Origin of the sequence: Culturomica sp. (genome assembly GCF_003524185.1) — a bacterium.
Taxonomy (GTDB): domain Bacteria; phylum Bacteroidota; class Bacteroidia; order Bacteroidales; family Marinifilaceae; genus Culturomica; species Culturomica massiliensis.
Genome location: NZ_DOED01000034.1, coordinates 18,874 through 44,194, shown reverse-complemented (window position 1 = coordinate 44,194; position 25,321 = coordinate 18,874). Strand labels below are relative to the sequence as shown.

The 25,321-nt window shown below is 44.6% G+C and carries 17 protein-coding genes; 4 read left to right on the top strand and 13 right to left on the bottom strand.

Going from position 1 to position 25,321, the window contains the following annotated elements; translation table 11 throughout:
- Positions 1-4 precede the first annotated feature (4 nt).
- From DD657_RS12270 to DD657_RS12235, 8 genes are all read right to left on the bottom strand, one after another.
- The gene (locus DD657_RS12270) at positions 5-271 is read right to left on the bottom strand and encodes a hypothetical protein (protein WP_068690943.1); all 267 of its coding nucleotides are present in this window, start codon (positions 269-271) and stop codon (positions 5-7) included.
- A complete protein-coding gene (locus DD657_RS12265) occupies positions 264-1,574 on the bottom strand; it encodes a radical SAM/SPASM domain-containing protein (protein ID WP_287050050.1) in 1,311 nt (436 codons plus the stop codon). Before DD657_RS12265 ends, DD657_RS12270 begins: the two co-directional genes overlap by 8 nt.
- A gap of 116 nt (positions 1,575-1,690) precedes the next feature.
- Positions 1,691-1,990 carry a hypothetical protein gene (locus tag DD657_RS12260; protein ID WP_148453317.1) on the bottom strand — a complete coding sequence of 100 codons (300 nt, stop codon included), beginning with the start codon at positions 1,988-1,990 and terminating at the stop codon, positions 1,691-1,693.
- A gap of 53 nt (positions 1,991-2,043) precedes the next feature.
- The gene (locus DD657_RS12255) at positions 2,044-4,410 is read right to left on the bottom strand and encodes an outer membrane beta-barrel family protein (RefSeq protein ID WP_287050048.1); all 2,367 of its coding nucleotides are present in this window, start codon (positions 4,408-4,410) and stop codon (positions 2,044-2,046) included.
- Positions 4,407-6,350 (bottom strand): glycosyltransferase, encoded by a 1,944-nt coding sequence (locus tag DD657_RS12250; protein ID WP_287050047.1) that lies wholly within the window; start codon positions 6,348-6,350, stop codon positions 4,407-4,409. Before DD657_RS12250 ends, DD657_RS12255 begins: the two co-directional genes overlap by 4 nt.
- Before the next feature lie 418 nt (positions 6,351-6,768).
- Positions 6,769-8,214: a flotillin family protein gene (locus tag DD657_RS12245; protein WP_021989192.1), complete on the bottom strand. Its 1,446-nt coding sequence runs from the start codon at positions 8,212-8,214 to the stop codon at positions 6,769-6,771.
- Positions 8,215-8,241: 27 nt separating this feature from the next.
- Positions 8,242-8,814 (bottom strand): NfeD family protein, encoded by a 573-nt coding sequence (locus DD657_RS12240; protein ID WP_021989191.1) that lies wholly within the window; start codon positions 8,812-8,814, stop codon positions 8,242-8,244.
- 88 nt (positions 8,815-8,902) lie between these two features.
- Positions 8,903-9,475: an anthranilate synthase component II gene (locus DD657_RS12235; protein ID WP_068690934.1), complete on the bottom strand. Its 573-nt coding sequence runs from the start codon at positions 9,473-9,475 to the stop codon at positions 8,903-8,905.
- A gap of 115 nt (positions 9,476-9,590) precedes the next feature.
- On the opposite strand from DD657_RS12235, the gene DD657_RS12230 reads away from it, so the two are divergent.
- The 4 genes from DD657_RS12230 (at position 9,591) to DD657_RS12215 (ending at position 15,488) form a co-directional block, all read left to right on the top strand.
- Positions 9,591-10,562, top strand: a complete 972-nt coding sequence (locus DD657_RS12230) for an aminodeoxychorismate synthase component I (RefSeq protein ID WP_068690933.1) — start codon at positions 9,591-9,593, stop codon at positions 10,560-10,562.
- A 28-nt stretch (positions 10,563-10,590) separates the two neighbouring features.
- Positions 10,591-11,187, top strand: coding sequence for an aminotransferase class IV (locus tag DD657_RS12225; RefSeq protein WP_161945875.1), 597 nt, complete (start codon positions 10,591-10,593; stop codon positions 11,185-11,187).
- Positions 11,188-11,451: 264 nt separating this feature from the next.
- Positions 11,452-14,151 carry a TonB-dependent receptor gene (locus tag DD657_RS12220; protein ID WP_287050041.1) on the top strand — a complete coding sequence of 900 codons (2,700 nt, stop codon included), beginning with the start codon at positions 11,452-11,454 and terminating at the stop codon, positions 14,149-14,151.
- A gap of 83 nt (positions 14,152-14,234) precedes the next feature.
- Positions 14,235-15,488: a beta-helix domain-containing protein gene (locus tag DD657_RS12215; protein WP_021989186.1), complete on the top strand. Its 1,254-nt coding sequence runs from the start codon at positions 14,235-14,237 to the stop codon at positions 15,486-15,488.
- A 113-nt stretch (positions 15,489-15,601) separates the two neighbouring features.
- Here the strand turns inward: DD657_RS12215 and DD657_RS12210 are convergent, their stop codons facing one another.
- The 5 genes from DD657_RS12210 to DD657_RS12190 all read right to left on the bottom strand — a co-directional run bounded on the left by DD657_RS12210 (position 15,602) and on the right by DD657_RS12190 (position 25,262).
- A complete protein-coding gene (locus tag DD657_RS12210; protein ID WP_287050040.1) occupies positions 15,602-16,627 on the bottom strand; it encodes a glycoside hydrolase family 53 protein in 1,026 nt (341 codons plus the stop codon).
- A 73-nt stretch (positions 16,628-16,700) separates the two neighbouring features.
- The gene (locus DD657_RS12205; RefSeq protein ID WP_287050038.1) at positions 16,701-18,380 is read right to left on the bottom strand and encodes a DUF5114 domain-containing protein; all 1,680 of its coding nucleotides are present in this window, start codon (positions 18,378-18,380) and stop codon (positions 16,701-16,703) included.
- A 19-nt stretch (positions 18,381-18,399) separates the two neighbouring features.
- Complete coding sequence (locus DD657_RS12200) at positions 18,400-19,974, bottom strand: RagB/SusD family nutrient uptake outer membrane protein (protein ID WP_287050037.1); 1,575 nt, start codon at positions 19,972-19,974, stop codon at positions 18,400-18,402.
- Positions 19,975-19,992: 18 nt separating this feature from the next.
- Positions 19,993-22,953 (bottom strand): SusC/RagA family TonB-linked outer membrane protein, encoded by a 2,961-nt coding sequence (locus tag DD657_RS12195; protein WP_287050036.1) that lies wholly within the window; start codon positions 22,951-22,953, stop codon positions 19,993-19,995.
- Positions 22,954-22,982: 29 nt separating this feature from the next.
- A complete protein-coding gene (locus tag DD657_RS12190) occupies positions 22,983-25,262 on the bottom strand; it encodes a glycoside hydrolase family 2 protein (RefSeq protein ID WP_287050034.1) in 2,280 nt (759 codons plus the stop codon).
- Positions 25,263-25,321: the final 59 nt, after the last annotated feature.

Here is a 25,321-nt window from a genome sequence, read left to right as displayed (position 1 = left end):
ATTCCTATTTCTTCTTCGCCCAACGGGGTTTCTGTTCTTTACACCTTCCGGAATTGTAGGCTTGGTTGCAGTAATTTTTTTCGTTAAAGCATTTTTTTTCATTCTGACTGCTGTTGCAAGTCGCATTCCCATTATAACATCGGCTGTTGATAGAAGTTCCGGCAGAATAGTTCTCCTGTGGTTTTGACAATAACAGAATATCTTGTCCGTCTTGCATTTGTTCGCTTTCTAAGGAATTTAGAAAGTCTTTTACGATTTTTATTTTATTCATTGTATGTATTGTTTAAATATCTATTGTAAAAATGATTAAATATGATTCGGTCTTTGTCGGATTCAGTGAAAGCTAATCCGCAAAAATTATCGGGATTTTCGACCGAATTTTGTGCACATCCTCCTCCACATAGTGGTAATATACGGCATGATTTACATATCTCTTTGTTCATTTTAGCATGTTTCCGTTTTTCAAGTTTTTGCTGATCCCAGGCTATTGTCCCATCGGATAGTAATATGCCATATCGATTTTCTGCCGAGAAATTCCGTGCGGTACATTTATAGACATCCCCATTGTAATTCACAACTACTGTCCCTTGTTTATCTCCGTAGCATGGGTAACGCATGTCATTCATATGATATGAATCGTTAGTTTGATCGAATTCGCTTTTAAATGACTCTATGATATCTGCGATCAATGTTTTATTTCCCTCATCATGGTCTATATCCTGCCATACCCGGTGAAAACTGATCCTGAGGTATTTTCTGTCTGTTTCCGGAATATCATTTATATCTGCTAATATATTTTTGACGGATAATATATTATGCAATGTATAGTTTATTCTTAGCAGGACGTGTATTTTATGTTTCAATAGTATTTTACTATTGAATATGATTGTATCATATGAGTCACTGTTATTTTTTTCATGCCTGATTTTATTATGCTTTTCCCGGTCTCCGTCGAGAGTGATCTGAAAGCTTTTGGAGTCTTCGATACTGCTCAGATGATTGATTATTTCCTCATTCAGTAAGTATCCATTTGAAGTAAATCCAAGGTGGTAATTCTTTTTTTGATAACAGCATTGTTCCCTGGTATAGTCGATCAGTTCTTTGATGGCAGGATATTGGAGAAGAGGTTCTCCTCCGAAGAATGCCAGATCTATAAATTCGATTTGCTCATTTTCTGTTTGTCGCCTGATCAATCGTTTGATCCGTTCCAGAATATCGGAATTGATTTTTGAATTGACGACATGATTTTCATAACAATACCAGCATTTAAAATTGCAATCCATCGTCGGATTAACAATTATTTTGCATTCATGCTGTGCGTTGTCTATCTTTTCACTCAGGCTTTTCAGTTCTGCGAATTCGTCTCGGTCGGTTGCTATAATTGCATCAGCTTCTACTAATGTACGATAAAATTCTTCCGATGTATTTTTCAATTCTTCGATATCTTTATCCAACAGTGCCCGGAGTTTTTTTCTGAACACTATGAATCGGTCGCTCAACCCATTGTACAATACGTTTAATTTAGCATCGGTTTTTAATATCGAATTATACTTACTGAATTTGTAATCGGTCATTTTTTATCGGTAGAATGTGAGTAATGGCTTAATAGATAGAAATGAAATTCCTGATAAATCTTTCTTTTAATAAAGGGTTTATGCAAAAATATCTACATAAACCCTGAGAATCTCAACTAAATTGAGCCTCCCGTTGCAGGGGTTGGTGTCGGTGTCGGTGCCGGTGTCGGGACATTAACTGTCGTACATTTTTTACCATTAATCGTATAATCACAAACACCATTGGAACACCGCCTGTCATTAATAGAACCAATACAAGCGGTTGTTCCATTAACACATCTGCTTGCGTTAGTTCCTATTGCTCCTGATTGATTTTCATAGGAACCGCTTATGAGCATTGTATCCTGATTTGCTTTCAGTTGCTCGCTTTCCAATGAATTCAGAAAGTCTTCCACAATTTTCAATTTATGGTTCATAATATAAAATATAATATTTTCCCTACTCTTTATGCTTTTCGGGTTCCGCTTTTTCATTTTATCCGATCTAAAATATTACTATCTTTTCGTTCATATATATTTCTTACTTTTTTATTTCCGAATGTATATGTATAATTTATCGAAACAGACGGATAAAATTGTTTGGTCAGCTTATAGCTATACCCTGATTCCGCATAATTGCTGCTGAGTTGCATTTTATTATTAAACATCGTCTCTGCATTAATTGAAAGCGAACTATTTTTAAATGTCTTTTGTATGCTGGCTTCTATCGAATGATGGGCAGGTATGGTTACTGTATTCCTGGATTTACTCGAAAATTTATATACAACTACTGCTAGCCAACTCTGATCCTTTGACAAGAAAATATTGTTGCTCATCCGGAAGTTGTAACTCCAATTTTTATTATCTATTCTGATTCCTTTATAACTTCCTTTATCATAAGTATAATTTGCACCGAGGTCACTACTAAGCATCCAACGATTGTTGAAAAAATATTTTTGAATGATAAATGCGAAGTCTATATCATCACAATTGCCGTAATTCGCTTGTGTATGTACGATATTGCCGTCTTTGTCCGGGATGACAAAATCGCTCCAGCAGTCGGTATCGTGCATATAGTCGACAACGAAACTGTAATCATCGAAGAAATTATAGGAAAACATGAAATCAAAATTACGCGAAGCGAGTAAATCCGGATTCCCCTGAGAGTATTCATTGGCTGACAAAAAATATTTGAAAGAGGTCAGGTTGTTAAGTGAGGGGTAAGATACCGACGAGCTTAGATCTAATGAGAACTCATGCTCATCGTTTGGTGTAAATAACAGAGAAACAGACGGAAGAATATGGAAATAGTCTTTAATTATGCGGTTACTCCACCTTGTGTCGATACCGTTTACCCATCGGTATTGTGTTCTTATTCCTAATGAGGTTTCGAACATATCTGACCATACCCGCTCGTAAGTGATATAAAAAGCTCCGGTAAACTCTTTGTGAAGAAACGAATAGCTACCCACAGGCTCAGGTCCGTATTTTGTACCGCTTGTCTGTTCATAAGCTAGTTTGTTGTTCATGTGGTAATAATATAAATTGGCTCCGCTTTTCAATGTGTTGTCGTCATTGAACTTTTTGTGGAGATCGGTTGTCAACCCGCTGTAGTCTACTTTTACGGAAGTATATTGTGTCGCATTGATTTCTTTGCCGGATGGGTCGTTTTGGCGATATTCTCCGGTTATTTCACGGGTATTGGTTTTGTTGTTGTAATGCCCGTAATATAGATTGGTGTTCCATTTACTTCCGTTGTTATCCATTTTCAGGTTATAACTCACGTTTGCGCTTAGGTGCGGTCTGAATGGATTGTCGTTTTTGATCTTTGTCTTAAAAATAGAATCCGGTGTAATGTTTTCTGTCCTGTAGTAAACTGTCTTGCTATGGAAGGTATTTTCGTCTTCAGAACCGAAAGCGGATACCTGGAATCCCCATGTCTGCCGGTCAGTAGGCAAGTATTCCAGATTAAAGCTTGCACTTAAGGTCTTTTTGGTAATTTTAATTGGAGAAACGATATCCCAGACTTTATTTTCGGCAGCCAGAATATGTTTATAGTCGTTTTTTAACCGCATTTTGAAATTATTTCCGGAAACACTACCCATAATACGTATTTTTTTTCCTGAATAGTAGATAAATGTTCCGATATTCTGTGTATTATAATAGCTTTGTTTATCGCTCAGACTGACTACTGCTTTCAATCCTTCGTCCATTTCTTTTTTTAACACGACATTGATTATTCCGCCTTTGCTGCCGCCGTATTCTGCTCCTGGAACAGCGATTATTTCGATACGATCGATATTGCGGGCTGGTATAAGGTTAAGCGGCATGTTTGCCGGCCGGCCGTTAATTTGAATGGTTGCCGGCTCGTTTCTGTGTAATATCTTGACGGTGCCGTTAGTGGCAGTGTTCAAAATAGGAATAAAACGAAGAAAACCCTGTGCATTGGTTCCTTTGGCAAAGGGCGATACAGATACGTTGTCCATTACGAACTTACCCAGCTCTTTTTTGATTTTCGGCGGTTGCGCGGTCACAATAACGTCGTCCAATTCCATATTCGACGGTTCGAGTTTTACTGTTAACAAGCTGTCCTTCAGTTGACTTATGACTATATCTTTCTGCCAGGTAGCGAATCCCACATACGAAATCCGGATTGTTATGCTGTCGGGACAGTCCAAGGCACGAAACCCTCCTTTCATGTCTGTGATAAGGATGTTGTAATACATGCTGTCTGTAATCACAATCGTAGCTTCCGACAAAGGTTTGTCCGAGAGATCGGTAACACGTCCTATTAAAATCTGCGATTTTACGGATTGCAGCGATAGAGTCAATATAAAAATCAAATATAAATATTTCATTGTTGATTTGTTTTTAATATAACGAATGCGGCCCCTGCGATTCCATATAGAAAACTCTTTTCAGTTTCGCTTAAAACGGAGGTGTGAAGCAGTATGCTTGCTGTTTTCAATGCCGTTTCTTGCTTCCAATAGGCCAGGGCATCTCTAAATACCGTTTCTTGCGTTTTTCTATACATAGCATGGAATATATACATCAGTAATGGATATCCTTTATAAATACCTATTTCCGATACTTTAGCCAAAACAGCTTCCCGGCAAGCCGCCGACTTTCTCAGTGTATTGTAATGGAAATCTTTTGAGGAATTTTCTGTTTTTTCATTTATAGCTATCATAAGGTAGGCCGAGATACATTCGGAAAGATAATCTGTTTTATCACTGTCTGACAGAACTTGAGATACGAGATGCAGAGAATCTGAAATACAAAAATTTTTGTCACGGGCTAAAATCAGAAAATAGGTAATCTCGAATAATGTGAACCGGGGAATCCGATCTTTGTACCGAAAGATATAAGCATTTATATATCTTAACAATATGTCGATAGTATCATTTAAAGTTTTATTGTTTTTTCTTTCCATAAAAGGGAAAGAAATTCCCAACGCACCGCCCGGGATGGCAAAATCCTGTTTTTGGATTTTATCATACAAAACATTACATAACAGCTTATCTGATTCTTTGAATTGTTCATCGATATCAAAAGCATGGAAATGACGGTTCAGATAATTCAGTCCCCAGGCTAAGCCAGATAGCCCCGTTTCGAAATCGAATTGCTCAAGTTTACTATTTTCCAGCAATTCGTCGAGTAATTTTTTTACCTTAGGTAATTCGTCTTTAGCGTATATACTAGCATATTCAGCCATATACATTATTTCTCCTAAGCCACCTACTCCAAAACCAATCGTTGAGGAATTATTTTTAATCAAATAATCATAAACCGATTTCAAAACTTTTCGGATACCGTCTTCCTCGTTTATTTTTATAGAGGGGATATCGGTATTTTCAGGATCGATGTATTTTTGGTTGATTTGCTTGAAAAAATCAAAGTTTTTTGTAAAAATAGCTTGATAATAGGACCGTAAATTGACGATATCGTCTTTTACTTTTATCAGTTCTGCATATGCCGTCATGTAGGCTTCGGGATTCAAAGCCATTAATTTTGCGTGAACATATCGTTTATAATCTTCCGGCAATACTGTTTCAGAAATAATCAGTTTATTAAAAAATAAATGCGGCCAATACATGGTATAAGGCGTTTGAGTGCCTGTTCTGAAGATATGCCCGGTAATCGTATTTTTAATCAATATACATCGTCCGCCTTCTAACCAGACTTTCAGACTAAGATAAGCTTCGTCTGCCCCGTAATATTTGAGCATCGATAAGCCTTTCAGGTAATTCCAATAGCGACTGGACATGGCATAAGCCGCTCCTAAAATGCAAGGGATTTCTTCTATATCCTTTTCTTGATATGGAATTTCTTCGGTTATCCATTCCGGCTGTAATATTTTTGAAAAATCGTTCCCATATAAAAATAGTTTAGCACCACATCCGATAAGATTATTTATAGGTTCACCTGATTTATCAATTGCCTTACAAGCAAGACAGTATAATGCTCGATCCTCCTTCTCTAAATAAGAGACAAGGATATCACACCAATTCTCTTTATAAAATCTCATGTGAGCATCGAGAAGAATAAAAAACGGCGTTTTGATTAAAGATACCCCTATTTCTCTGCTTTTGGCAACACCCATTCTCTGTGGGTTAACGATATATTGTGTATTATATATAGTAGCTACTCTTTCGTAATCATACCCATCACTGGAACAATCGTTTATCAATATTATTTCGATATACTCCCTATTTGTTTCCCTTATGCTTTTTACAGTATTTTCAACTTCATCACCTTCATTTAAAAATGGAATTATAACTGTTAGTGGGGAGTACATAGTTAGTGGGGAGTGCATATGGTTATCATAATTTGTATCGTGATGATATTTAAAAATGAAAATATTTTTCTAAAATTCACATTTTGTATATTAATAATACAAATATATAATTTATATCTTAATATACAAATATCAGATTTTAAATTTAAAATAATAATTAAAATGAAACGAAATCGGATTTATAAGGACAGGCGAAATCAAGGAAATTTAAAGAAGAACGCCATTTGTTATATTAAGCGCATAAGGGATATTCCAGAAAGAGGAGGGATTATTTTTCTTTTTGAAAGCTTTTACAAAGCACGAGATTTGGGAAAAGAAAACGTGCGAAAAAAAGAAAATCGCAATAAAAGCTCAGTTTATCACGATTTTCTTGCTCAAAAATTTGCAAGAGACTTAGAATTCAGCCTCTTTTCGGTATTTATTTGGTTTCCTCGGCGGGAACTTCTTCGGCAACCGGTATTTGCTGATTTTTTTCCTGTTCTTTTCCTTTCAGATAGGTCGGGAGATCCAGGCCTGCCATGTTAAACAGGTCGTTCAACGGTGGAACGGATTTCATCATGCCGGAAATAAAGTTGGCTGTGGATGTGTTACCATTTCCAGTGTTGTTACCATCCCATACCGTAATTTTATCGATTTTAATGTTTTTAACAGCTTCAACCTGGGTTTTAACCAGTTCGGGCAGTTTGTCGGTGATCAGCAAGAGGATCGCTTTGTCGGGATCGCCGTTTGCTGCTTGTACGATACGGTCGTAACCCGATGCTTGCTTGGTCAGGATTTCAAGTAAACCTCTTGCCTGAGCATCCATCTTAGCATAGATTGCATCGGCTTCACCTTTGGCCAGTCGGCGGATACGTTCTGCTTCTGCTTCTGCATCGATGATGGCTTTTTCTTTTTCAATCTGTGCCGGAACGACGATGTTGGCCGTTTGGGTCGCTTTTTCACGTTCGGCACGGGCTGTTTCGGCTTCTTTTTCTGCAAGGTAGGCTTCTTCCAGGGCTTTTGCCGATTGTACTTTTTCGGCGGCGATGGCTTTACGTGCGGCTTCGGCTTCTCTTTCGCGACGGGTGGCATCGGAGTCGGCGATGAGGATTTTGGCATTGTTTTCCCCCTCTACGGCTGAAGCATTGGCTTCTGAAGTACGGACACGGGTGTCGCGTACGGTTTCGGCGATGCGGATGTCTTTGTCCCGGTCGGCTTCGGCTTTACCGATTTCCCCGAATCGGTTTTGTTCGGCTACGCTTTTTTTTGCGTCGTTGATGGCTTTGGCTGCAGCTTCTTTTCCTAAAGCTTCAATGTATCCGGACTCATCGCGGAGGTCGGTGACGTTCACATTGATCAGTTTCAAACCGATTTTACGGAGTTCGGCTTCTACGTTCGCACTGACATTGGCCAGAAATTTGTCCCGGTCGGAATTGATTTCTTCGATGTCCATTGTTGCAATGACCAGACGTAATTGTCCGAATAAGATGTCTTTAGCTAAATCCTGAATATTTTCAAGTCGTTGTCCGAGTAAGCGTTCGGCGGCATTGGTCATGCTTTCGGATTCGGTAGATATACCTACGGTAAAACGACAGGGGACGTCGACACGGATATTTTGTTTACTCAAAGCGTTGGTCAGGTTGCATTCGATGGAAATCGGAGTAAGGTCCAGGAAAGCGTAGCTTTGGAATACAGGCCAGATAAAAGCAGCACCACCGTGTATACAACGGGCGGAGCTGGTTGCTCCGGCTTTGTTTTTTCCTGTTCTTCCGTAAACGACAAGGATTTTATCGGAAGGACACCGTTTGTAACGGGACAGAATAGCGGCGAAGGTGACGAATAGTACGGCGACGATCGCAATGATGGGATAAAGGGTTGTTTCCATTTACTGTAATTTAATGATTGTTTGGATTTAAATTTTTTCGACGAGCAGGGTTTCTGCGTTTAATACTTCTATTACCCGGATCGGGCTTCCCGTAGGGAGTTCTTCTCCATCGGTGAGCGCATCGTATTCCCGGATAGCCCCTTGTATGGATATTTGTATTTTCCCTTCACCGGAACGTTTTGCCGGGATTTTAAGATATACATTGCCCCGGCATCCGAGGGCGTTGTCGATATTGATGTTTCCGGATTGTTCCATGCGGCTCATCAGGTAGAAAATATACATAACGGCTGCAACAAGTAAAAGTCCGACGAGGATAGCTATAAACAACAGGAACCAGGTCGGGGTGATAACTTCGTAAAAGGCAATGGCCGTCCAACTGAATCCGAGGAAGAAGTTGATAAAGTTACGGAATGTAAAGAGCTGGAAAGGGAAATCCCCGTCCGTACCGGTACTGCCGTCAAAGTCGGCACCTGATCCGGCATCCGAATCCATACCTATAAAGGTAAGGACGGTTTGGATGATAAAGATCAGACTCGTTGTGATGCTGATACACCACAGGCTTTTTAAAAATAAGTCAAGAGACATCCACCATTCTTGCATGATATTTAGTATTTAAGGTTAGTTGTATTCAGACGCTTTACAAAGGTGTCATTTTTCCTGAATAATTTACGCTTGTTACAGTTTTTTTTTATTCGTCGAGCCAGTTATCGATGATTTGCCGGCCGTGGCGGGTAATGATGGATTCGGGATGAAATTGCAGTCCGTGAATCGGAAGGCTTGCATGGTAGAAGGACATGATGTGTCCTTCTTCGTCCAGAGAACTGATTTTAAGGCAGGCCGGTAACCCGGCGGGGTCGATGACCCAGGAATGATAGCGACCGATTGGCGTACCGGGGGGTATCTGTCGGAATAAAGGATCACCGGGGTCTGTGATGTTGAGCGGACTGCTATGGCCGTGCCGGGGAGACGTGAGCTGTTGTAAGCGGGCTCCGAAATTTTCGGCAATAGCCTGATGACCAAGGCATATTCCCAATATCGGGTGGGTGTGTTTGCACTGGTCGATGAGTGCCGGCATATCTCCGGCTTCTTCCGGTATGCCCGGTCCGGGAGACAAAAGGATTTTATCGAAACGACGGGGGTGGCAATGGGCAATCCGGTCGTTGGAAATGATTTCGAACCGGCAACGACCGTTTTGCCGGAGGAGTTGGACCAGGTTATATACGAAGGAGTCGTGGTTGTCGATGACTAAAATGTGCTGCATATCGATCGGGATTGCCGGGACAAAAATAGTTTAAAATTGCCGGAAGGAAAATATCTGAAGAAGATAAAAGGCGTTGTTGTTGGAAAATCGGTGCTGATGGCTTTATTTTGTCTTTATGATTCCAGCGATTGAAGTAAAACAGTTGATGAATGAGGCCGGCAAAGCCGGATGTCCTTTTTTGTTCGGAGTAGATTATGAACAAGAAGAAGGCTTTTTCTATCGTATGCCTATTGCACAACAGGAAGTGTTGTGGCAAATCGGAGGGGTGACGAATGCTGCTTATCCGGTTGTTCTTCCGGACCGGGATTTTTCTTTTTCCCGGAAGCCGTTGACTTATGAAGCGTATGAACAAAAGTTCGGGATTATCCGTCAGGGCTTGTTACGGGGGGATTCATTTCTTGCCAATTTGACCGTGAGAACGGAGGTGACGACGGATTTAAGTTTAGCGGATATTTTTCGGTATAGCCGGGCTCGTTACCGGTTGTGGGTGCCGGGGCGGTTTGTGTGTTTTTCTCCGGAAACTTTCGTGCGGATACAGGAAGGGCGGATTGCTTCTTATCCGATGAAGGGAACGATCGATGCATCGATACCGGATGCAGAGCGGGTGATACTGGAAGATTATAAGGAGACGTCGGAGCATTATACGATTGTCGACCTGATACGTAATGATTTGAGTATGGTTGCCACGGATGTACAAGTGGAGCGTTTTCGTTATATAGACCGGCTTGAAACGACGAACGGGGCTATTCTACAGGTGAGTTCGGAGATTGCCGGAAGGTTGCCGGAAGATTATCCGGCGTATTTGGGAGATATTTTGTTCCGTATGCTTCCGGCAGGTTCGATTTCCGGTGCCCCTAAAGAGGCTACGGTAAAAATGATCGGGAAGGCGGAGAAGGAAAAACGCGGATTTTATACGGGTGTGTTCGGTTATTTTGATGGTCGTGATCTGGATTCGGCCGTGTTGATCCGGTTTATCGAAGAGCGGGAGGGGAGGCGTTATTTCCATAGTGGAGGCGGAATCACTGTAAACAGCCGTTGTGAGGATGAATACCGGGAGGTTTTACAAAAGGTATATCTACCGTTTTAGCCGGTTTGAGGATGTTATGAGAGAGTCTATGCAATTTATAGAAACAATTAAAATTTCGGAAGGGTATCCCTGTCATTTGGAGTTTCATATCCGGCGGATGCAGGAAACACTGCAATCTATGGGTATGCCTATGCCGGAATTGCAGGCAGGATTGTTTTTACCGCCTGCCGGTTTACGGAATGGAGTGGTGAAGTGTCGGGTTGTGTATGATCCGGCAGGCATATGTGGAGTGGAATTTGCGGCTTATCGTCCCCGGGTTATCCGTGCGCTGAAGGTGGTGGATGATGATGACATCGTGTATCCTTACAAGTCTGCCGATCGTTCGATGCTTATGAAGCTGTACGAGAAACGGGGCGATTGCGATGATGTGCTGATTGTAAAGGACGGATTTCTGACGGATACGAGTTATAGTAATGTGGTGTTGAGCCGTAGAGGTGAATTTTATACGCCGGACACTTATCTGCTGAACGGGACGAAACGCCGTTTCTTATTGCAACAGGGTTTAATCCGGGCATGTCCGGTCCGTGTTGCCGATCTTTATACTTATGACCGTGTTTATCTGATCAACGCTATGCTGGATCTGGAGGATGAGGTGGCTATCCCGGTGGACCGGATTGTCAAATAGGTTTCAATTAATTATCTGAAGGATGCCGGCTTTTATGCCGGAGCTTTTGTTTTTACGCAGGAAGGCGGATTTGTTGCGTTGTGATTCAGGTTGTAGTTTTCTTTTTTGCCGGATGTTATAAAGTTTGTTTTAACTGTTGCCGCAGTTGGAATGATTTTGACAGTCTATTTTCAGGTTGTTGTGAAATGTAATAAAATAGAAATAAAAACGAGACGGTAATGTAATGTTTATGGGTAATCTTTGCGACGAATAAAAAACGTAACGATGTATAAAAAGCAAGATTACTTAAAATTGACTGTTTTACTTTTCTTTTGGGCCGCTCTTTCTTTTCAGGCAGCGGCAGGTGTTCTCCGGGGAACGATTATCGATAAACAAACGAAGGAACCTTTGATTGGGGCTACGGTACAGGTAGTTGGGACTACATTCGGAACTGCCGCCGATCTGGATGGAAAATATGTATTGAATCTGGAAAGCGGGACTTATCGGTTACAGGTGCGGTATATGGGCTATCGGGATGTGGTACGGGAGCAGGTAAGGGTTGGTGCAGATACGGAATTGAATTTTGAAATGGAGGCAGTAGCAGAGGCTTTGGAGGAAGTATCGGTGAAAGCACGTAAAAATATGGAGAACGAACGGATGTTACAGATGGAACGTCGGCAGTCGATGGTGGCTATCGAAAATATCGGAGCGAAGGAAATGAGTCTGAAAGGGGCATCGAATGTGGAAGAAGGGGTGAAGAAGATAACCGGGATTTCGATTGCAAGTGCCGGACAATTGATTGTGCGGGGATTGGGGGACCGGTATAGTACGACGACGTTGAACGGATTGCCGATTGCTTCACCGAATCCGGATAATAAGTTGATACCGCTGGATTTGTTCCCGGCAGCAACGGTAAAAAATATCACTGTAAGTAAGGTGTATGAAGCCGGTTCTTTTGCCGATTATTCGGGAGCACATATCGATATCGGAACAAAGGAGAATACGGGTGGGGATTTTTTTACGCTCGGCTTTAATACCGGAGGGAAGTTCAATACGTTGGGCAAAACTTTTTATTACAGCGATAAAAAGGGTACGCTTTTTACAACTCCTAATCTGGAGGATAAGAGTGTGCTTTCTATGGGGAAGACAGAATTCAGGGAATATGCCCGTAAGAAGGATCTTTTCGGGACGACGTTTGCTGTCCGTGATAAAAAAGCATTGCCGGATTTCGGAGGTTCTGCCGGATTGGGAAAAAGCTGGGATGTCGGAAACCAGCGGCTTAGTTTACTGGCTTCATTCGGGATCAGCAACAGCCGGCAGATGTTGGATAACGGGTATGTGCGGACGTTGAACGCCGAGGGATATAATCTGGATGAGTTCAGTTACGATAGTTATACTTCAGACCTGAAGATTGCCGGGCTGGCAAATCTGGGTTATACTTTCCGTCAGACGGACCGGATCAGTTATACGTTTTTTTATGCCCGTAATGCGATCGATACGTATATGCAACGGGAAGGTACGGATGCCGAGGGTGATCATATCGCGACCAGCAACAGTATTTTCCGGGCATATAGTTTGTTGAATAATCAGTTGGCAGGACATCATGAGTTCGGTAAGCGGTGGACCTTGAATTGGAGTGGGTCGTATGGGATTACGAATAGTGATGAGCCGGACCGGAGACAGGTGGTGTTTTTTAAGGATAGGAATACGGGAAAGCTGACATTATATAAGCAAAATCAAACGACGTCCCGTTATTTCAGTGAATTGGACGAGAATGAGGGTGTAGGTGATGTGCGGGCGGCTTATCGTTTCGGGGAAAGTAATTTTATCCGTTTCGGAGGGGTATATAAGAGCAAGAAACGGGATTTCCAGTGTATGAATTTTTATTACGATGTGTATAATCTTTCTCCTGCAGTGGAAAATATGTACGATACTGACGGCTATCTGAACCAGGAGAATATAGCTAACGGATTGATTACGGTTAATCTGGATGCACAGCCCCGTTATACTTACTATGCTAAAAATGATATCGGAGCGGCTTTTGCAGAGGTGGAGTATTTACCGCTTTCGGTTTTGATGATTAGTTTCGGGCTCCGTTATGAGCAATCGCAGCAATGGGTACGTTATTGGAATGACGGAGGCAGGGAGTTTAAAGCCAGATTGAACAAAGGGGATTTTTTCCCGGCATTGAATATAAAATACGATATTAACAAGAGCAGTAGCCTGCGTTTTTCCGTGTCGCGTACCGTTACCCGTCCTTCGTTTATCGAGATGTCGCCTTTCCTCTATCAGGAATCGTACGGAAGTGCTTATGTGCGTGGTAATGAAAATCTGAAAAATGCGTACAATTATAATGTGGATTTACGTTATGATTTGTTCCCGCAGGGGCGGGGGGATATGTTTTCCGTGACCGGTTATTTTAAAAGGCTGGATTCGCCTATCGAGCGTACACAGGAGGCTGCCGGAGGATCGGTTTATCATTCTTTCCGCAATGCGGAGGATGGGATTGCTGCCGGGATAGAGGTCGAATTCCGGAAAGAACTTATCAAAGATGTCCGTTTGGGTGCTAATGCTTCTTTTATGTATACGAATGTCAAGTTACCGGATGAAGGAGTTTATACGGAGAGCGAGCGGGCTTTACAAGGAGCTTCCCCTTTTCTGATCAATGCGGATTTAAGTTATATCCCCCGTTTTAATGAGGAGAGCGATATGACGTTGGCATTGGTTTATAATGTTCAGGGGCCCCGGATTCATTCGGTAGGGATTTATAAAACCGGGGATATCAAGCAGGAAACTCTTCATACACTCGATTTTGTAGCGAGTTATGCTATCAATAAGCATTTTAGCCTGAAGGCACAGGTGAAGGATTTGCTGAATAGTGAGATCCGCTTTATGCAAAAGATACCCGCAACCGGCAACCGTGAGTTGGTAGAATCTTTCCGCCCGGGAAGCAGTGCAGAAATCGGTTTTTCATATAAGTTTTAGATACGAATGAAGTTGTTTAACCACAACCTATAGAATGTGTAATATTAATTGAATCAGACATTAACAATTTAATTTTGAATAGTATGAAAATGAATTATTGGAAATTTGCAGTATTGGCCATGGCAGTTGTGGCTCTTTCATTTACTTCCTGTAGTGACGATGGTAACGGTGGCGGTGGAGACGGAGATGAGGTTACACTGAAAGGAGACGTTACGTCTACGGTTACGTTGACGGCTAATAATACGTATTATCTGGATGGAGAATATATCGTTAAAGACGGCGGTGTATTACGGATTGAGGCCGGGACGAAAATCATCGCCAAGAGTGAAGATCAGACGATCGATTTTATTCTGGTGGAACAGGGCGGTAAGATCATGGCCGAAGGAACAGCTGAAAAACCGATTATCATGACATCGGAAACCGAAGAGCCGGGAGCATGGGGAGGTTTGCACATTTGCGGTAGAGCTCCGATCAATGCCGGAAATCAGAAGTCTGAGGTCGGCGATGCACCTTACGGAGGAAATATCGTTAACGATAATTCCGGTATTCTCCGCTATGTACGTATTGAATATGCCGGGTATAAGTTTACCGCAGAAAAAGAGTGTAACGGTTTCACTTTTTATGGTGTTGGTAACGGTACTACTTTGGAATATTTACAGGCATATAAAGGTACGGATGACGGTTTCGAGTGGTTCGGCGGTACTGTGAATGCCAAATATCTGGTGTCGTACAGCAATAGTGACGATGCTTTCGACTGGACACAGGGATGGGTAGGAAAAGGACAATTTTTTGTTGCTTATCAGGCTCCGCAATCCGAATTCCCGTTGGGTTGTGACTGTTTGATCGAGGCCGATAACTGGGATAAGGGTTTCGGTGCAACTCCGATTGCTTGTCCGGTATTGGCCAATATGACTTTGATCGGTGCCGATAGTGAGATTTCAGAAGGTAGCGATATTGCCACCCAAAACCGGGGTATCCGTTTGCGTGCCGGTACACAGGCTAAGCTTTACAATACGATTGTAACCGGAAAGACCCGTAATCTGACAACGGAGACGACGGAGACGGAAGGTTTTCTGGCAGACGGGACATCGGTGTTGAAATACATTACAATGGCCGGAGATATCAATTGTAAGGAGGGAATTTATTCTTCAGCCTTGTTTACGGCAGCTGCAAATCATAATACGATCAATGCAACCCCGGCTTTTACCAATAAGTATATCGGTGTAATTGACGGAGGCGAGGATATGTCGGCTATCGATCCGTTTTTTACAAAGGCCCAGTATCAGGGGGCAGTGAAAGCAGGTAACGATTGGACGGCAGGTTGGACGAAAAAATAATGACGGCTATGTCGGCCCATAGGGCGAAATAGTATATTTATCCTGAGTTGTGGAGGGCCTGTCTGGTTTCCAGACAGGCCCTATTCCTTTTAGTTTTGTTTTACGGACGTTTTTTATTTGAAGGCATCGAGGGCTTCGGTAGGTTTGCCCGATTCGTCGAAGGCTCCCAATTGATAACCGTTCCAGCTATTGTGAGCTTCCGGTTCCCAATATAAAACACCGAGAGCGTTGTCAAAGCCCTGAACACGGGTGATCAGATCGGTGAGGAAAAGTTTGGCGGTAGCGGCCTGTTCCCAAGGCATACCTGTTTCGCAAATCATGACTTCACTGCCATAACGTTCGGTCATGTCTTTGATGTTGTCGACGCAAGCGTCAACGAACGTTTGCCATTTGTCGGCGGAGGGATATAAGGACATGCCGATGACGTCCCATTTCCCGCCGTTGGTTTTCAGGCCGTCGAAGAGCCAGCGATAGAGGTTGTTGTTGTCGCCGCCTTGCAAGTGTACGATGACTTTGGCATTCGGAAATATTGCTTTTGTTGCATCATACCCGGCATTGTTGAGGGCGGCATATTGTGCCATGTTTTTATCGGCTTGTCCGTCGGGCCATAACATGCCGTTGCCCGTTTCGTTCCCGACCTGTACCCACTCCGGAGTGATACCCTGATTTTTCAGGGCCGTAAGAATTTCAGTCGTATGATCGGCGACCGCTGTTTTCAGTTCATCGAAAGAGAGATTTTCCCAGGCTGCCGGTTTGGTTTGACTTCCCGGATCTGCCCATACGTCGCTGTAATGGAAGTCGATCATGAGGCGCATCCCCAGATTATGTGCCCGATAGGCTTTCACCAGTAAGTCGGCTTTGTTACACCAGCCGTCGGCCGGATCGACCCATACCCGCAGACGGACGGTGTTCATGCCGAGGTCGCGTAATAAACGCATACATTCCATTTCCCGGCCTTGGGCGTTGTAGAATTTGACGTTTGCTTTTTCCATCTGGGTGATCCAACTTACATCGGCTCCTTTGGCGAATCCGCTCATGTCGGGAGGTACGGGAGGCGTACCGGGTTTGTTGTCGTCGTCACTGCACGCAGTCAGTGAGTTGAAGAGGAGCAGGGATATAAATAAATAATGCAGTTTCATGTTTTGATTATTTTAAGTGTTTTTGCAGATTACACGGATTCCGCTGATAATTTTATCCGTGTAATCCGCGTTTTTATTGTTTTATCATTTCGTAGGTGGCGTTGATTAAATTTACGGTCAATGTATAAATCCCGACTCCGGCAGCGTCGTCGGTGATACCTTCGCCTTTGTAATATAACAGGCCTTCGCCTCCGCCGAAGTAATCATTCCAGTTTTCGGGTTCGATATAAATTTTGAATCCCCATGGAGATACGGTGGTCACTTCGATTGTACCTGAATATACGCCGTCAGCGGTTTTGTCCAAAGTTACGGTGAAATCCCATACATCGTTCAAGCCGGAGATGTAAATCCGGTTTTCCAGTTTTTTCATGGTATAGGTCAGATTTGCCAGGTCGACTGTGATCAGGTAAACTCCTTCTTCGGGGGCAGTGATATTACCTTCGCCGTTTTTTATCAACGTACCTTCTGTTTCGCCCATGGTGTAATAGTTATTCCAGTCGTCGGCTGTGGTGTACATTTTGAATCCCCAGAGGGAGTTGACATATACTATTCCGCTGTATATGCCGTCGTTGCCGCGTGCAATTTTAACATTGAAGTTCCAATCCGGGCCTGTCGTTCCGTCGTCGATTCCTGCCAGATAGAGGAACGGGAATATTTCCTCTTCGGGGTCGTCGCCTTCTCCTGCTGTCAGAGTATATGTTCCTGTTTTAGGATCGCTGAAATCAAGGGTCAATGTCCATGTACCGGCGGTCGGGATAGTGATGTCGCCCGCCGTTGCGGTCAGGGCAATCTGATTGCCGTTTACGGTAAAGGCGATAGGGGTGTCGATGGCGGCTGCGTCGTCCGTTTGGGTGGAAACATTGTATTTTTTTCCGGTACCTGAAATCTGTATGACAGAATTGTCGGTTGTTGTCGTAACGGTTGCTTTCCATTGATTTTTGGAGGTGACATAGCTCATTTCAACATCGACAGCGCCGGAAATGTCGAGGACCGGAATATGGGTGGCTGTCCATTCTTTACCGGATGTGCTGACTGTCGTGTAGAAACAGCCGCTTTGGCCGGGATACCAGCAGTTCCACATGGATTCGTCGTTTGTCAGTTTGAAAGCCATCCCATCAACGCCTACATTACCCCAAAGGGTACCGTCACCTTCCTGCAGAAAAAAGTTCAGCCAGGAGGTGGCACTTACAAATCCGGCATATTCTCCGTCGGATTCGGGTGAGTAGAGTGTGCCCAGCACTTTTTCTTTTTTGGCGTCCAGCATTTTGATCAGCGACATATCGATTTTATAAGGAGTGATGTTTACGCTGACAATATTGCTGTATACGGGATCTGTGTTGGTCCCCAGAGTTACTTTGAGACGAAAGTAGAGCGGGGATGATTCATCAGCTTCCAAACCGGCATTTTTAGCCAGGGTATTGAGTTCTGTTCCCGTAAAACTGTGAGATTCTTTGTCTGCGACTGTTTCTGTCGGCGTCGTAAATGCTGCGTCAGCCGCAGACTGTAAACTTATATGCGGGAGGGAAGAGGGTACATTCATGCCCGGGGTGTTGGTGTACAGTTCACTGTTATTCCAGGCAAAAGAGAGGGCAATTGCTTCGGCGTTTTCCTGTGTTAGCCTGACATCGGTCGCCGTAGCGATCAGTTTAGAAGGTTCCAGTCCCGACAAGATGATCTTGTCACCGTCTTTTTCACAGGAAACGGCAGTGCAGCATATAGCGAGCAGGGCTATCAGTCCTTTTATCGTTTTCATATCTGTTCAGATTAATCGATTAATATTTTTCGTTATAAAGATTCGGGTTAGCGGATAGTTCACTGGCCGGAATCGGATAGGTGTTGTATTTGTCGTTTACTCCTTTACCGTCTTTTACTCCGCCTTTCCATTGCCATAGGTATGAGTTATCCGTGAAACGTCCGTAACGGATCAGGTCGGTGCGGCGTACACATTCCCAATAGAGTTCGCGTGCCCGTTCGTCGAGTATGAAGTTGAGGGTAAGATCGCCGGTTCCGATATTTCCGGATGTGTTTCCATAGGCCCGCTCCCGTAATAAGTTAATGTATCCGACCGCTTCACCGGCAGAACCGCCGGTTCCGCCGCGTAGTACGGCTTCTGCAAACATCAGGTAAACATCAGCCAGGCGGAACACGGGGAAGTCGGTAGATACCCCCAATGCTCCCGTGTTGGAAGCCGCTTCTCCGGCATCAGTCAGGTTGGTCCATTTTTCTGCAAAATATCCTTTGCTTTGGTCGTCGATGATGTCGACACTTATGGATTGGCCTTCGGTGAAGAACATACCGCGCTTGTCACCTTCGGGGAATAAGAGGGGGAGTTCCTGGCGAACCCGGAATGAACCCCAGCCGCTTGTGACACCGTAGTCGGCGGGATTCTGGAATTCGGAGGTGCTGCTTACGGCTCCGCAGATAATGTAGGTTGTAGCTCCCCAGGAGGTGGTACGGTTGGCGTCTACTGCGAATGAAAAAATGATTTCATGGGTACGCAGGTTGTTGTCAGCATTAAACAGTTTGGCATATTCCGATTCGAGGTGATATCCGTTTTGCATGACACGCCGGCAGTAGGTAATGCAATCGGTGTAACGGGCCGTTCCGCTGTATACTTCGGCATTCAGGTAGAGACGTGCCAGCAGGGTCTGGGCAGCCGCCTGAGAAGCCCGGGCGTATTCGCATTCGTTTACCGGAAGCAGTTCGTTTTCGATGGTTGTCAATTCGGTTTCGATGAAATCGAATATCTGTGCAGAGGTATACCGGGGAGGAATGTAAGAGCCTACCGGGTTCGCTTCTGTTACGAAAGGGATGTTGCGGTATAAATCCATGGCATGGTAGTATGACAGTGCCCGCAGAAAACGGGCCTCTGCACGGTAATGACGGATGTCTGCCTGTTCACTTTCGCTGAATCCGGCAATCTGGCTGTCACCGGCATTCCGCAGAAATTCGTTGCAGAGGGCGATGGTGTAATAAATGCGGTAGTAGGTGTCGGATACCCAGGGGTCGTTTACGTCCCAGGACAGATAAGTCAGTCCTTTTACGTTATCCCCTTCGAGCCAGGTGGATGCGATTTCTTCCGTGCCGCATTCCTGCATGTTGAAGTAGCAACGCATGTAGTCGTACCCGCTATTGCTCGACAGATCCGGGTTACCGCCGCCTTGTTCCTGGCCGGCAATGACATAGGATGCATACAATTTTGCAAGTACCGATTTGTAGTTTGCGGCAGTGGTGTAGATGTTGCCGGAGGTGGTTTCCTTGTGTGGGAGTTGGTCGAGGTCGCCGACACAGGAAGTTGCCAGGAGGGATATTCCTGTTATGATAAATATGTAGAATATTTTTTTCATTACTTCGATATTTTAAAGTTAGAAATCCAGACCGAGGCCAAGTGAGAATATGCGGGGACGGGGATAGAATGAGGAGTCCATCCCATTGGGAACTTCTGGGTCTACACCCGAGTAATTCGTGACGGTAAATACATTTTGTACCATTGCGGATGCATTCAGGTTGAAGCAATTCCATATTTTACCGAAGTTGTAGGTCAACGTGATGTTGTCCATTTTCAGGAACGAAGCGTTTTCTACGTAATAGTCCGAGAGGAATTGACGTTCCCGGAATCCGGTTTTCAGATAGCTGGACGACAGGTTGTTTAGCTGGTAGTCGTTATAGGACATGGTGTTCCATGCTCCGGTGTTCATAGCCATTCCGTTGTAAACGTAGTTACCGATATTGGCCCGGAAGCTCATTCCGAGGTTCCATTTTTTATATCGCAAGGAGGTGCTGAAACCGAGAATCCAATCGGGCGACGGTGATTTGTAACGATACAGGTCGTCGGAATTGATTTCGCCGTCATCGTTGAGGTCGGCATACGCACCTTCAATCGGTTTGCCTTTTTCGTCGTATAATTGATGGTATAGGTAAAACATATAGGGTTCGTAGCTTTCACTCAATACCTGAAAATAATAACTGTCGATGGTCGGTCCCACGGAAGTATTCGTGATGGCTGTGCCTTTTACGAGCGACAGGTTTTGGATTTTCATTCTTTGCCAGGTTGCATTGAAAGACATATCCCAGGTTATGTTTTTGGTATCGATAGGGGTTACATTCAGTCCGAATTCGAGTCCGTGACTGTCGACATTCCCGACGTTTGTCAGGATTGTTTTATCGAAATTGGTTCCTGCGGGAGAAGGGACCGTCGCCAGCAAATCTTTTGTTTTCCGGGTGTAAAAATCCACACTTCCGGAAAGACGGTTGTTGAAGAAACCGAAATCGATGCCGGCATTCCAGGCGGTTGTCGTTTCCCATTTCAGGTCTGATGCATAGGCTTCCGGACGATAGGTAGGATAGAATGCATTTCCGAACTGGTATTCGGCCCCGCTCTGACTACCGGTATATACGGGGAGGTAGTTGTAGTTGCCGATGCCGTCCTGTTGTCCGGTGACACCATAGCTACCCCGTAGTTTCAGGTTACTCAATGTTTCCCAGTTTTCGAGAAAAGATTCTTCGGAGATACGCCATGCCAGGGCGAGGGATGGGAAGGTTCCCCAGCGGTTGTCTTTGTTGAAACGGGAGGTCCCGTCGCGGCGTATGGTTGCCGTCAACATGTAACGGGTGTCGTAAGTCAGGTTCAGACGGCCGTAATAGGATAATAGTACGTGTCGTTGATCGCTGGCTGCAATGCTTTTTTGTTCGATTCCGGCGACATTTAATTCCGAATATTTTTCGCTGGAGCTTTTCCATGCCTGGTAGTCGTATCCGGCGGTCGCATCGACAGTGAATTCACCGAATGTTTTGTTATAGTTCAGGTAAGTGGTCAACAGGCGGTTGGTGTTTATTTGCGGACCGTAGGTGAAATCCCGTCCTCCGGTGGTGGCATATTCGGCAGCCTCTTCCGGAACATAGATTTTTCCTTTGCCTTCGGCGTAGTCATAGCCGACGGTAGCGTGGAATTTCAGTTCCGGCAGAAAATGGAGTTTGTAATCGACATCGGCATTTCCGATGACCCGTTTTATGTCACTGGTTGATTTGTATTGTCTGAGCAGCCCCAGCGGGTTGCGTACACCTCGGGTTACCGGGGTTCCGGTGTTGTCGATCGCTTCGGTATATCCGCCGAAAGCATCGTTACCGGAATGTACGGGGAGGGTCGGGTTATAAGTTGACGCTGCCCATATTGCTCCGCCGTTTGCAAAACGGTTTTTATTGAGGGAACCTTTTATGTTGACGTTGAATTTTAAATAGTTGTTGAAAAAGCCCGGGGAGACAGAAATGTTTCCGGTGATGCGTTCTGCGTTGTCCGTACGTAAGATTCCGTCCTGGTTGTAATATCCCAAAGAAACACGGTAAGGTATGTTTTTCAATTTACCCGAAAAGCTTAAATTATTATCGGTTCCGAAGGCAACGTTGTAAATTTCGTCGTTCCAATCGGTGTTTGCCGTACCGAGCAGGGCTTTTTGGGCATCGGTCCCGTTCGAATTGACGATATTGATGAATTCCCCACGGGAGAGCATATCGGCTGTTTGGGTGCGTACTTGTAACGAATTGGTTGTATTGAAACTGATTTTCAGTTTGCTGTCGGCTCCTTTTTTGGTCGTAATGATGATAACACCGTTAGAGGCCCGGGAGCCATAGATAGCTGTTGAAGAAGCATCTTTCAATACGGTCATGCTTTCGATGTCATTGGGGTTGATAAGGCTCAAAAAGTTACTGTTGTTACCGCTGATACCGCCGATTTCCAGGGGTACTCCGTCAAGGACGATCAACGGATCGTTGCTTGCGTTTAAGGAAGCTCCGCCCCGGATACGAATGGTGCTTCCGGCAGTCGGAGAACCGCTGTTGGACATGATCTGTACTCCTGCGATTTTGCCGTTGATGAGTTGCTCCGGGGAACTGATCATTCCTTCGTTGAAGTCTTTGCTGCTGACGTTGGCTACCGCTCCTGTCAGGTCGCCTTTCCGGGAGGTTCCGTATCCGATGACTACTACGTCGTCGAGTGTCATCGTTTGCGGTTTCATTTGCAACCAGATGTTGTTGTTTGCCGGAATGGGCATTTTTACCGTTTCATATCCGATGAAAGAGAATTGCAGCTCGTTGTTTCCGGCAGGAACGCTGAGGGTAAAATTCCCGTCGAAATCCGTAGTACCCCCTGAGGTGGTTCCTACGATAAGGATGGCTACTCCAGGCATCGGTTGCTTGTTTTCGTCAAGTACCTTACCTGTGACAGTCCTGCTTGCCTGTTGGGCAAAGACAGGATATGTGCTGCAAAGATTATACAGACACAGTATCAGGCATATTGCCGCTGTACGTAGTGATAAAGTTTTGCTATGCATGTTTTTGTGTATTAGGTTGTGTATTTAGATTATTGGATTGAAATTGTCGTTTGAGCCGGTTCTAATCCCGGGGCTTCTGCACTGATACTGATCGATGCCGGTGCATCAGCCGTGCGTATCAGTGCGGTAGCAATTCCGGCTTCCGCCCGGATATTCGTCGGGCTGCAAAGTTGTGCTCCTTTTATGTGAAAAGTAATTTTGTCTGCGGAATGGTGTACGGGATTCCCATCGGCATCACATACGGTGGCATAGATGAACAGGACATCGTTGCGTGCCGGAGCTATACCGCTTTCATCGACTTTTAATGTTAATTTAGCAGCTTTTGCAGGTGTCGTTACGCTGTATTCGGCAACGGCTTGTCCGTTTTTGTAACCTATGGCTTTCACTGTGCCCGGTTTCTGGCAGGCAATGTTGAAGGTGAAAGGAGGATGGGACAGCCGGGTCGAAAAATTGTCGTTGTCCGGACGACGACGTTCCGTCAGTTTGCCGTCGGCATAGAGTTCTACTTCTTCGCAATTGCTGAATACCTTTACCTGCCGGCTTACACCGGGTTGCCAGTAGGAGGCGATAAATACCGTTTCGGGTGTATCACGCTGGCTACGGAAAAAGTAGTAGGAAAATTTAGGCAGGCGGGTAATATCCATGATTCCGGAATATTCCAGGTCGTCGGCATACCCGCGGTTGTAATCGAACATGGCCCAGTAGCCGTCGGCAAAGGCGTGGGTTGTCAGGTTGTCGTTGTGTGCTTCCTGTATATTGAGGGCTTGTTGCAATAGTCTTTTTTCTCCGGATTGCCGGGGTTGGCGGGAGTTGCGTTCCTCTTCCAGCAGATCGTTCCAGGTATTCTGATGAAATCCTGCATTTTGTGCGTAATATTCCCAGTCACCGTATTCGGAAACGATGAGCGGTTGTGACAGATGGGCACTGTGGCGGTGTTGTCTGGCTTCGATGTAAATGTCGTAAGCCTCTTTCATCCATCCGGCTGTGTAGCAATCGTCATATGGGAATTCTTCTCTGGCGATACGGTTGGCTGCTTCGGTGAAGTTTTGCGGCATCTGAGTTTCATTAATGGAGAGTTCCCAGCCCAGTATGCAAGGGTGGTTACGGTCGCGGCGGATTAATTCCCGGGAAGATTGCAAAGCATGTGCGGTGAAAAGAGAGTCGCCGAAGTATTGCCATCCGAGGATGGCGTCGAGTACCATAATGCCCAGTTCGTCACAGGCGTCCAGAAAGGCGGGAGACTGTGGATAATGGCTTGAGCGTACGTAATCGAATCCGGCATCTTTGATTTTCTGTGCATCCCGGCGCTGTGCTTCGTCTGAAAGGGCGTAGCCTATATAAGGGTATTCCTGGTGACGGTTGACACCCCGCAAGAATCTTTTTTTGCCGTTCAGCCACAAGCCTTCCGGCGTAATTTTCAAATCACGGATACCGAAACGTACTTCTTCCCGGTCGGTTGTCCGGCCGTTGTTACTGACAGAGGTAATCAGGGTATAAAGGTTCGGGCTTTCAGGGCTCCATAGTTCCGGATTTTCTATTGAGCAATGTGTCGTAAGTGTCGTATCTGTTCCGGGAGCTATTATTGTCCGGTTTTGTTCGCGGAGAATTGTTTTACCTGTAGCATTGCGGATTTCATAATCGATGACGGCATTTGCTTTTTCGGTAGCGCAATTGTCCACATTGACCCGGATGTTTATACCGGCTTTTCGTGAAGAGATGTTCGATGCATGTACAAAAATGCCGCCTTCCTGCCGAGCTATGGGATCGGTGATATGCAACGAATCTTTAACGATCAGCCATACGTTGCGATAGATTCCGCCATAAGTGCAAAAGTCGAGCAGATGTAACGGTTTGGGGCCTGTTACGGCATTATCGCGGTTGTCAAGGCGTACGACGAGTAAGTTTTCTCCGGATTTGTTCAAAGCGTTATCGAGGGACACCGTGAAGGGAAGGTAGCCGCCGGTATGTGTTCCCAGGTGTTTGCCGTTGAGCCATATATCGGCAATGTTCATGGCGGCCTCGAAACGAAGTGAGAGCAATTTTTCTTTTACTTTTTCCGGTGTCTCGAATTTTTTGGCATAATAGCAGATACCTTGCCATTGATCGTTTACGGTCATCGGTTCGATGCGGGGGGTGTGCGGTAAGGTGACGCTCTTCATACTATCGGGCGGGAGTGATTCCGGGGTTACTGCCGAACGGGTGAATAACCAATTGTCGTTAAATGGAACGGCATTCGGTGTTTCCATTCTTTCTCCCGGGCTGCAAGCTCCCAGACATACACAAAATGCGATGAGTGCGAATAATTTCATATTTCGGATTTTAAGTTGATATCCTTTTGTTTTTATTTAGATTTCCTTTGTCGTTTTGC

Coding starts and splice junctions, on each gene's coding strand:
- DD657_RS12200 (WP_287050037.1), bottom strand. CDS start 19,974: ATGAAAAAAATATTCTACATATTTATCATAACAGGAATATCCCTCCTG.
- DD657_RS12190 (WP_287050034.1), bottom strand. CDS start 25,262: ATGAAATTATTCGCACTCATCGCATTTTGTGTATGTCTGGGAGCTTGC.
- DD657_RS12270 (WP_068690943.1), bottom strand. CDS start 271: ATGAATAAAATAAAAATCGTAAAAGACTTTCTAAATTCCTTAGAAAGC.
- DD657_RS12225 (WP_161945875.1), top strand. CDS start 10,591: ATGCAATTTATAGAAACAATTAAAATTTCGGAAGGGTATCCCTGTCAT.
- DD657_RS12260 (WP_148453317.1), bottom strand. CDS start 1,990: ATGAACCATAAATTGAAAATTGTGGAAGACTTTCTGAATTCATTGGAA.
- DD657_RS12210 (WP_287050040.1), bottom strand. CDS start 16,627: ATGAAACTGCATTATTTATTTATATCCCTGCTCCTCTTCAACTCACTG.
- DD657_RS12240 (WP_021989191.1), bottom strand. CDS start 8,814: ATGCAAGAATGGTGGATGTCTCTTGACTTATTTTTAAAAAGCCTGTGG.
- DD657_RS12235 (WP_068690934.1), bottom strand. CDS start 9,475: ATGCAGCACATTTTAGTCATCGACAACCACGACTCCTTCGTATATAAC.
- DD657_RS12250 (WP_287050047.1), bottom strand. CDS start 6,350: ATGTACTCCCCACTAACAGTTATAATTCCATTTTTAAATGAAGGTGAT.
- DD657_RS12195 (WP_287050036.1), bottom strand. CDS start 22,953: ATGCATAGCAAAACTTTATCACTACGTACAGCGGCAATATGCCTGATA.
- DD657_RS12230 (WP_068690933.1), top strand. CDS start 9,591: ATGATTCCAGCGATTGAAGTAAAACAGTTGATGAATGAGGCCGGCAAA.
- DD657_RS12205 (WP_287050038.1), bottom strand. CDS start 18,380: ATGAAAACGATAAAAGGACTGATAGCCCTGCTCGCTATATGCTGCACT.
- DD657_RS12245 (WP_021989192.1), bottom strand. CDS start 8,214: ATGGAAACAACCCTTTATCCCATCATTGCGATCGTCGCCGTACTATTC.
- DD657_RS12220 (WP_287050041.1), top strand. CDS start 11,452: ATGTATAAAAAGCAAGATTACTTAAAATTGACTGTTTTACTTTTCTTT.
- DD657_RS12265 (WP_287050050.1), bottom strand. CDS start 1,574: ATGACCGATTACAAATTCAGTAAGTATAATTCGATATTAAAAACCGAT.
- DD657_RS12215 (WP_021989186.1), top strand. CDS start 14,235: ATGAAAATGAATTATTGGAAATTTGCAGTATTGGCCATGGCAGTTGTG.
- DD657_RS12255 (WP_287050048.1), bottom strand. CDS start 4,410: ATGAAATATTTATATTTGATTTTTATATTGACTCTATCGCTGCAATCC.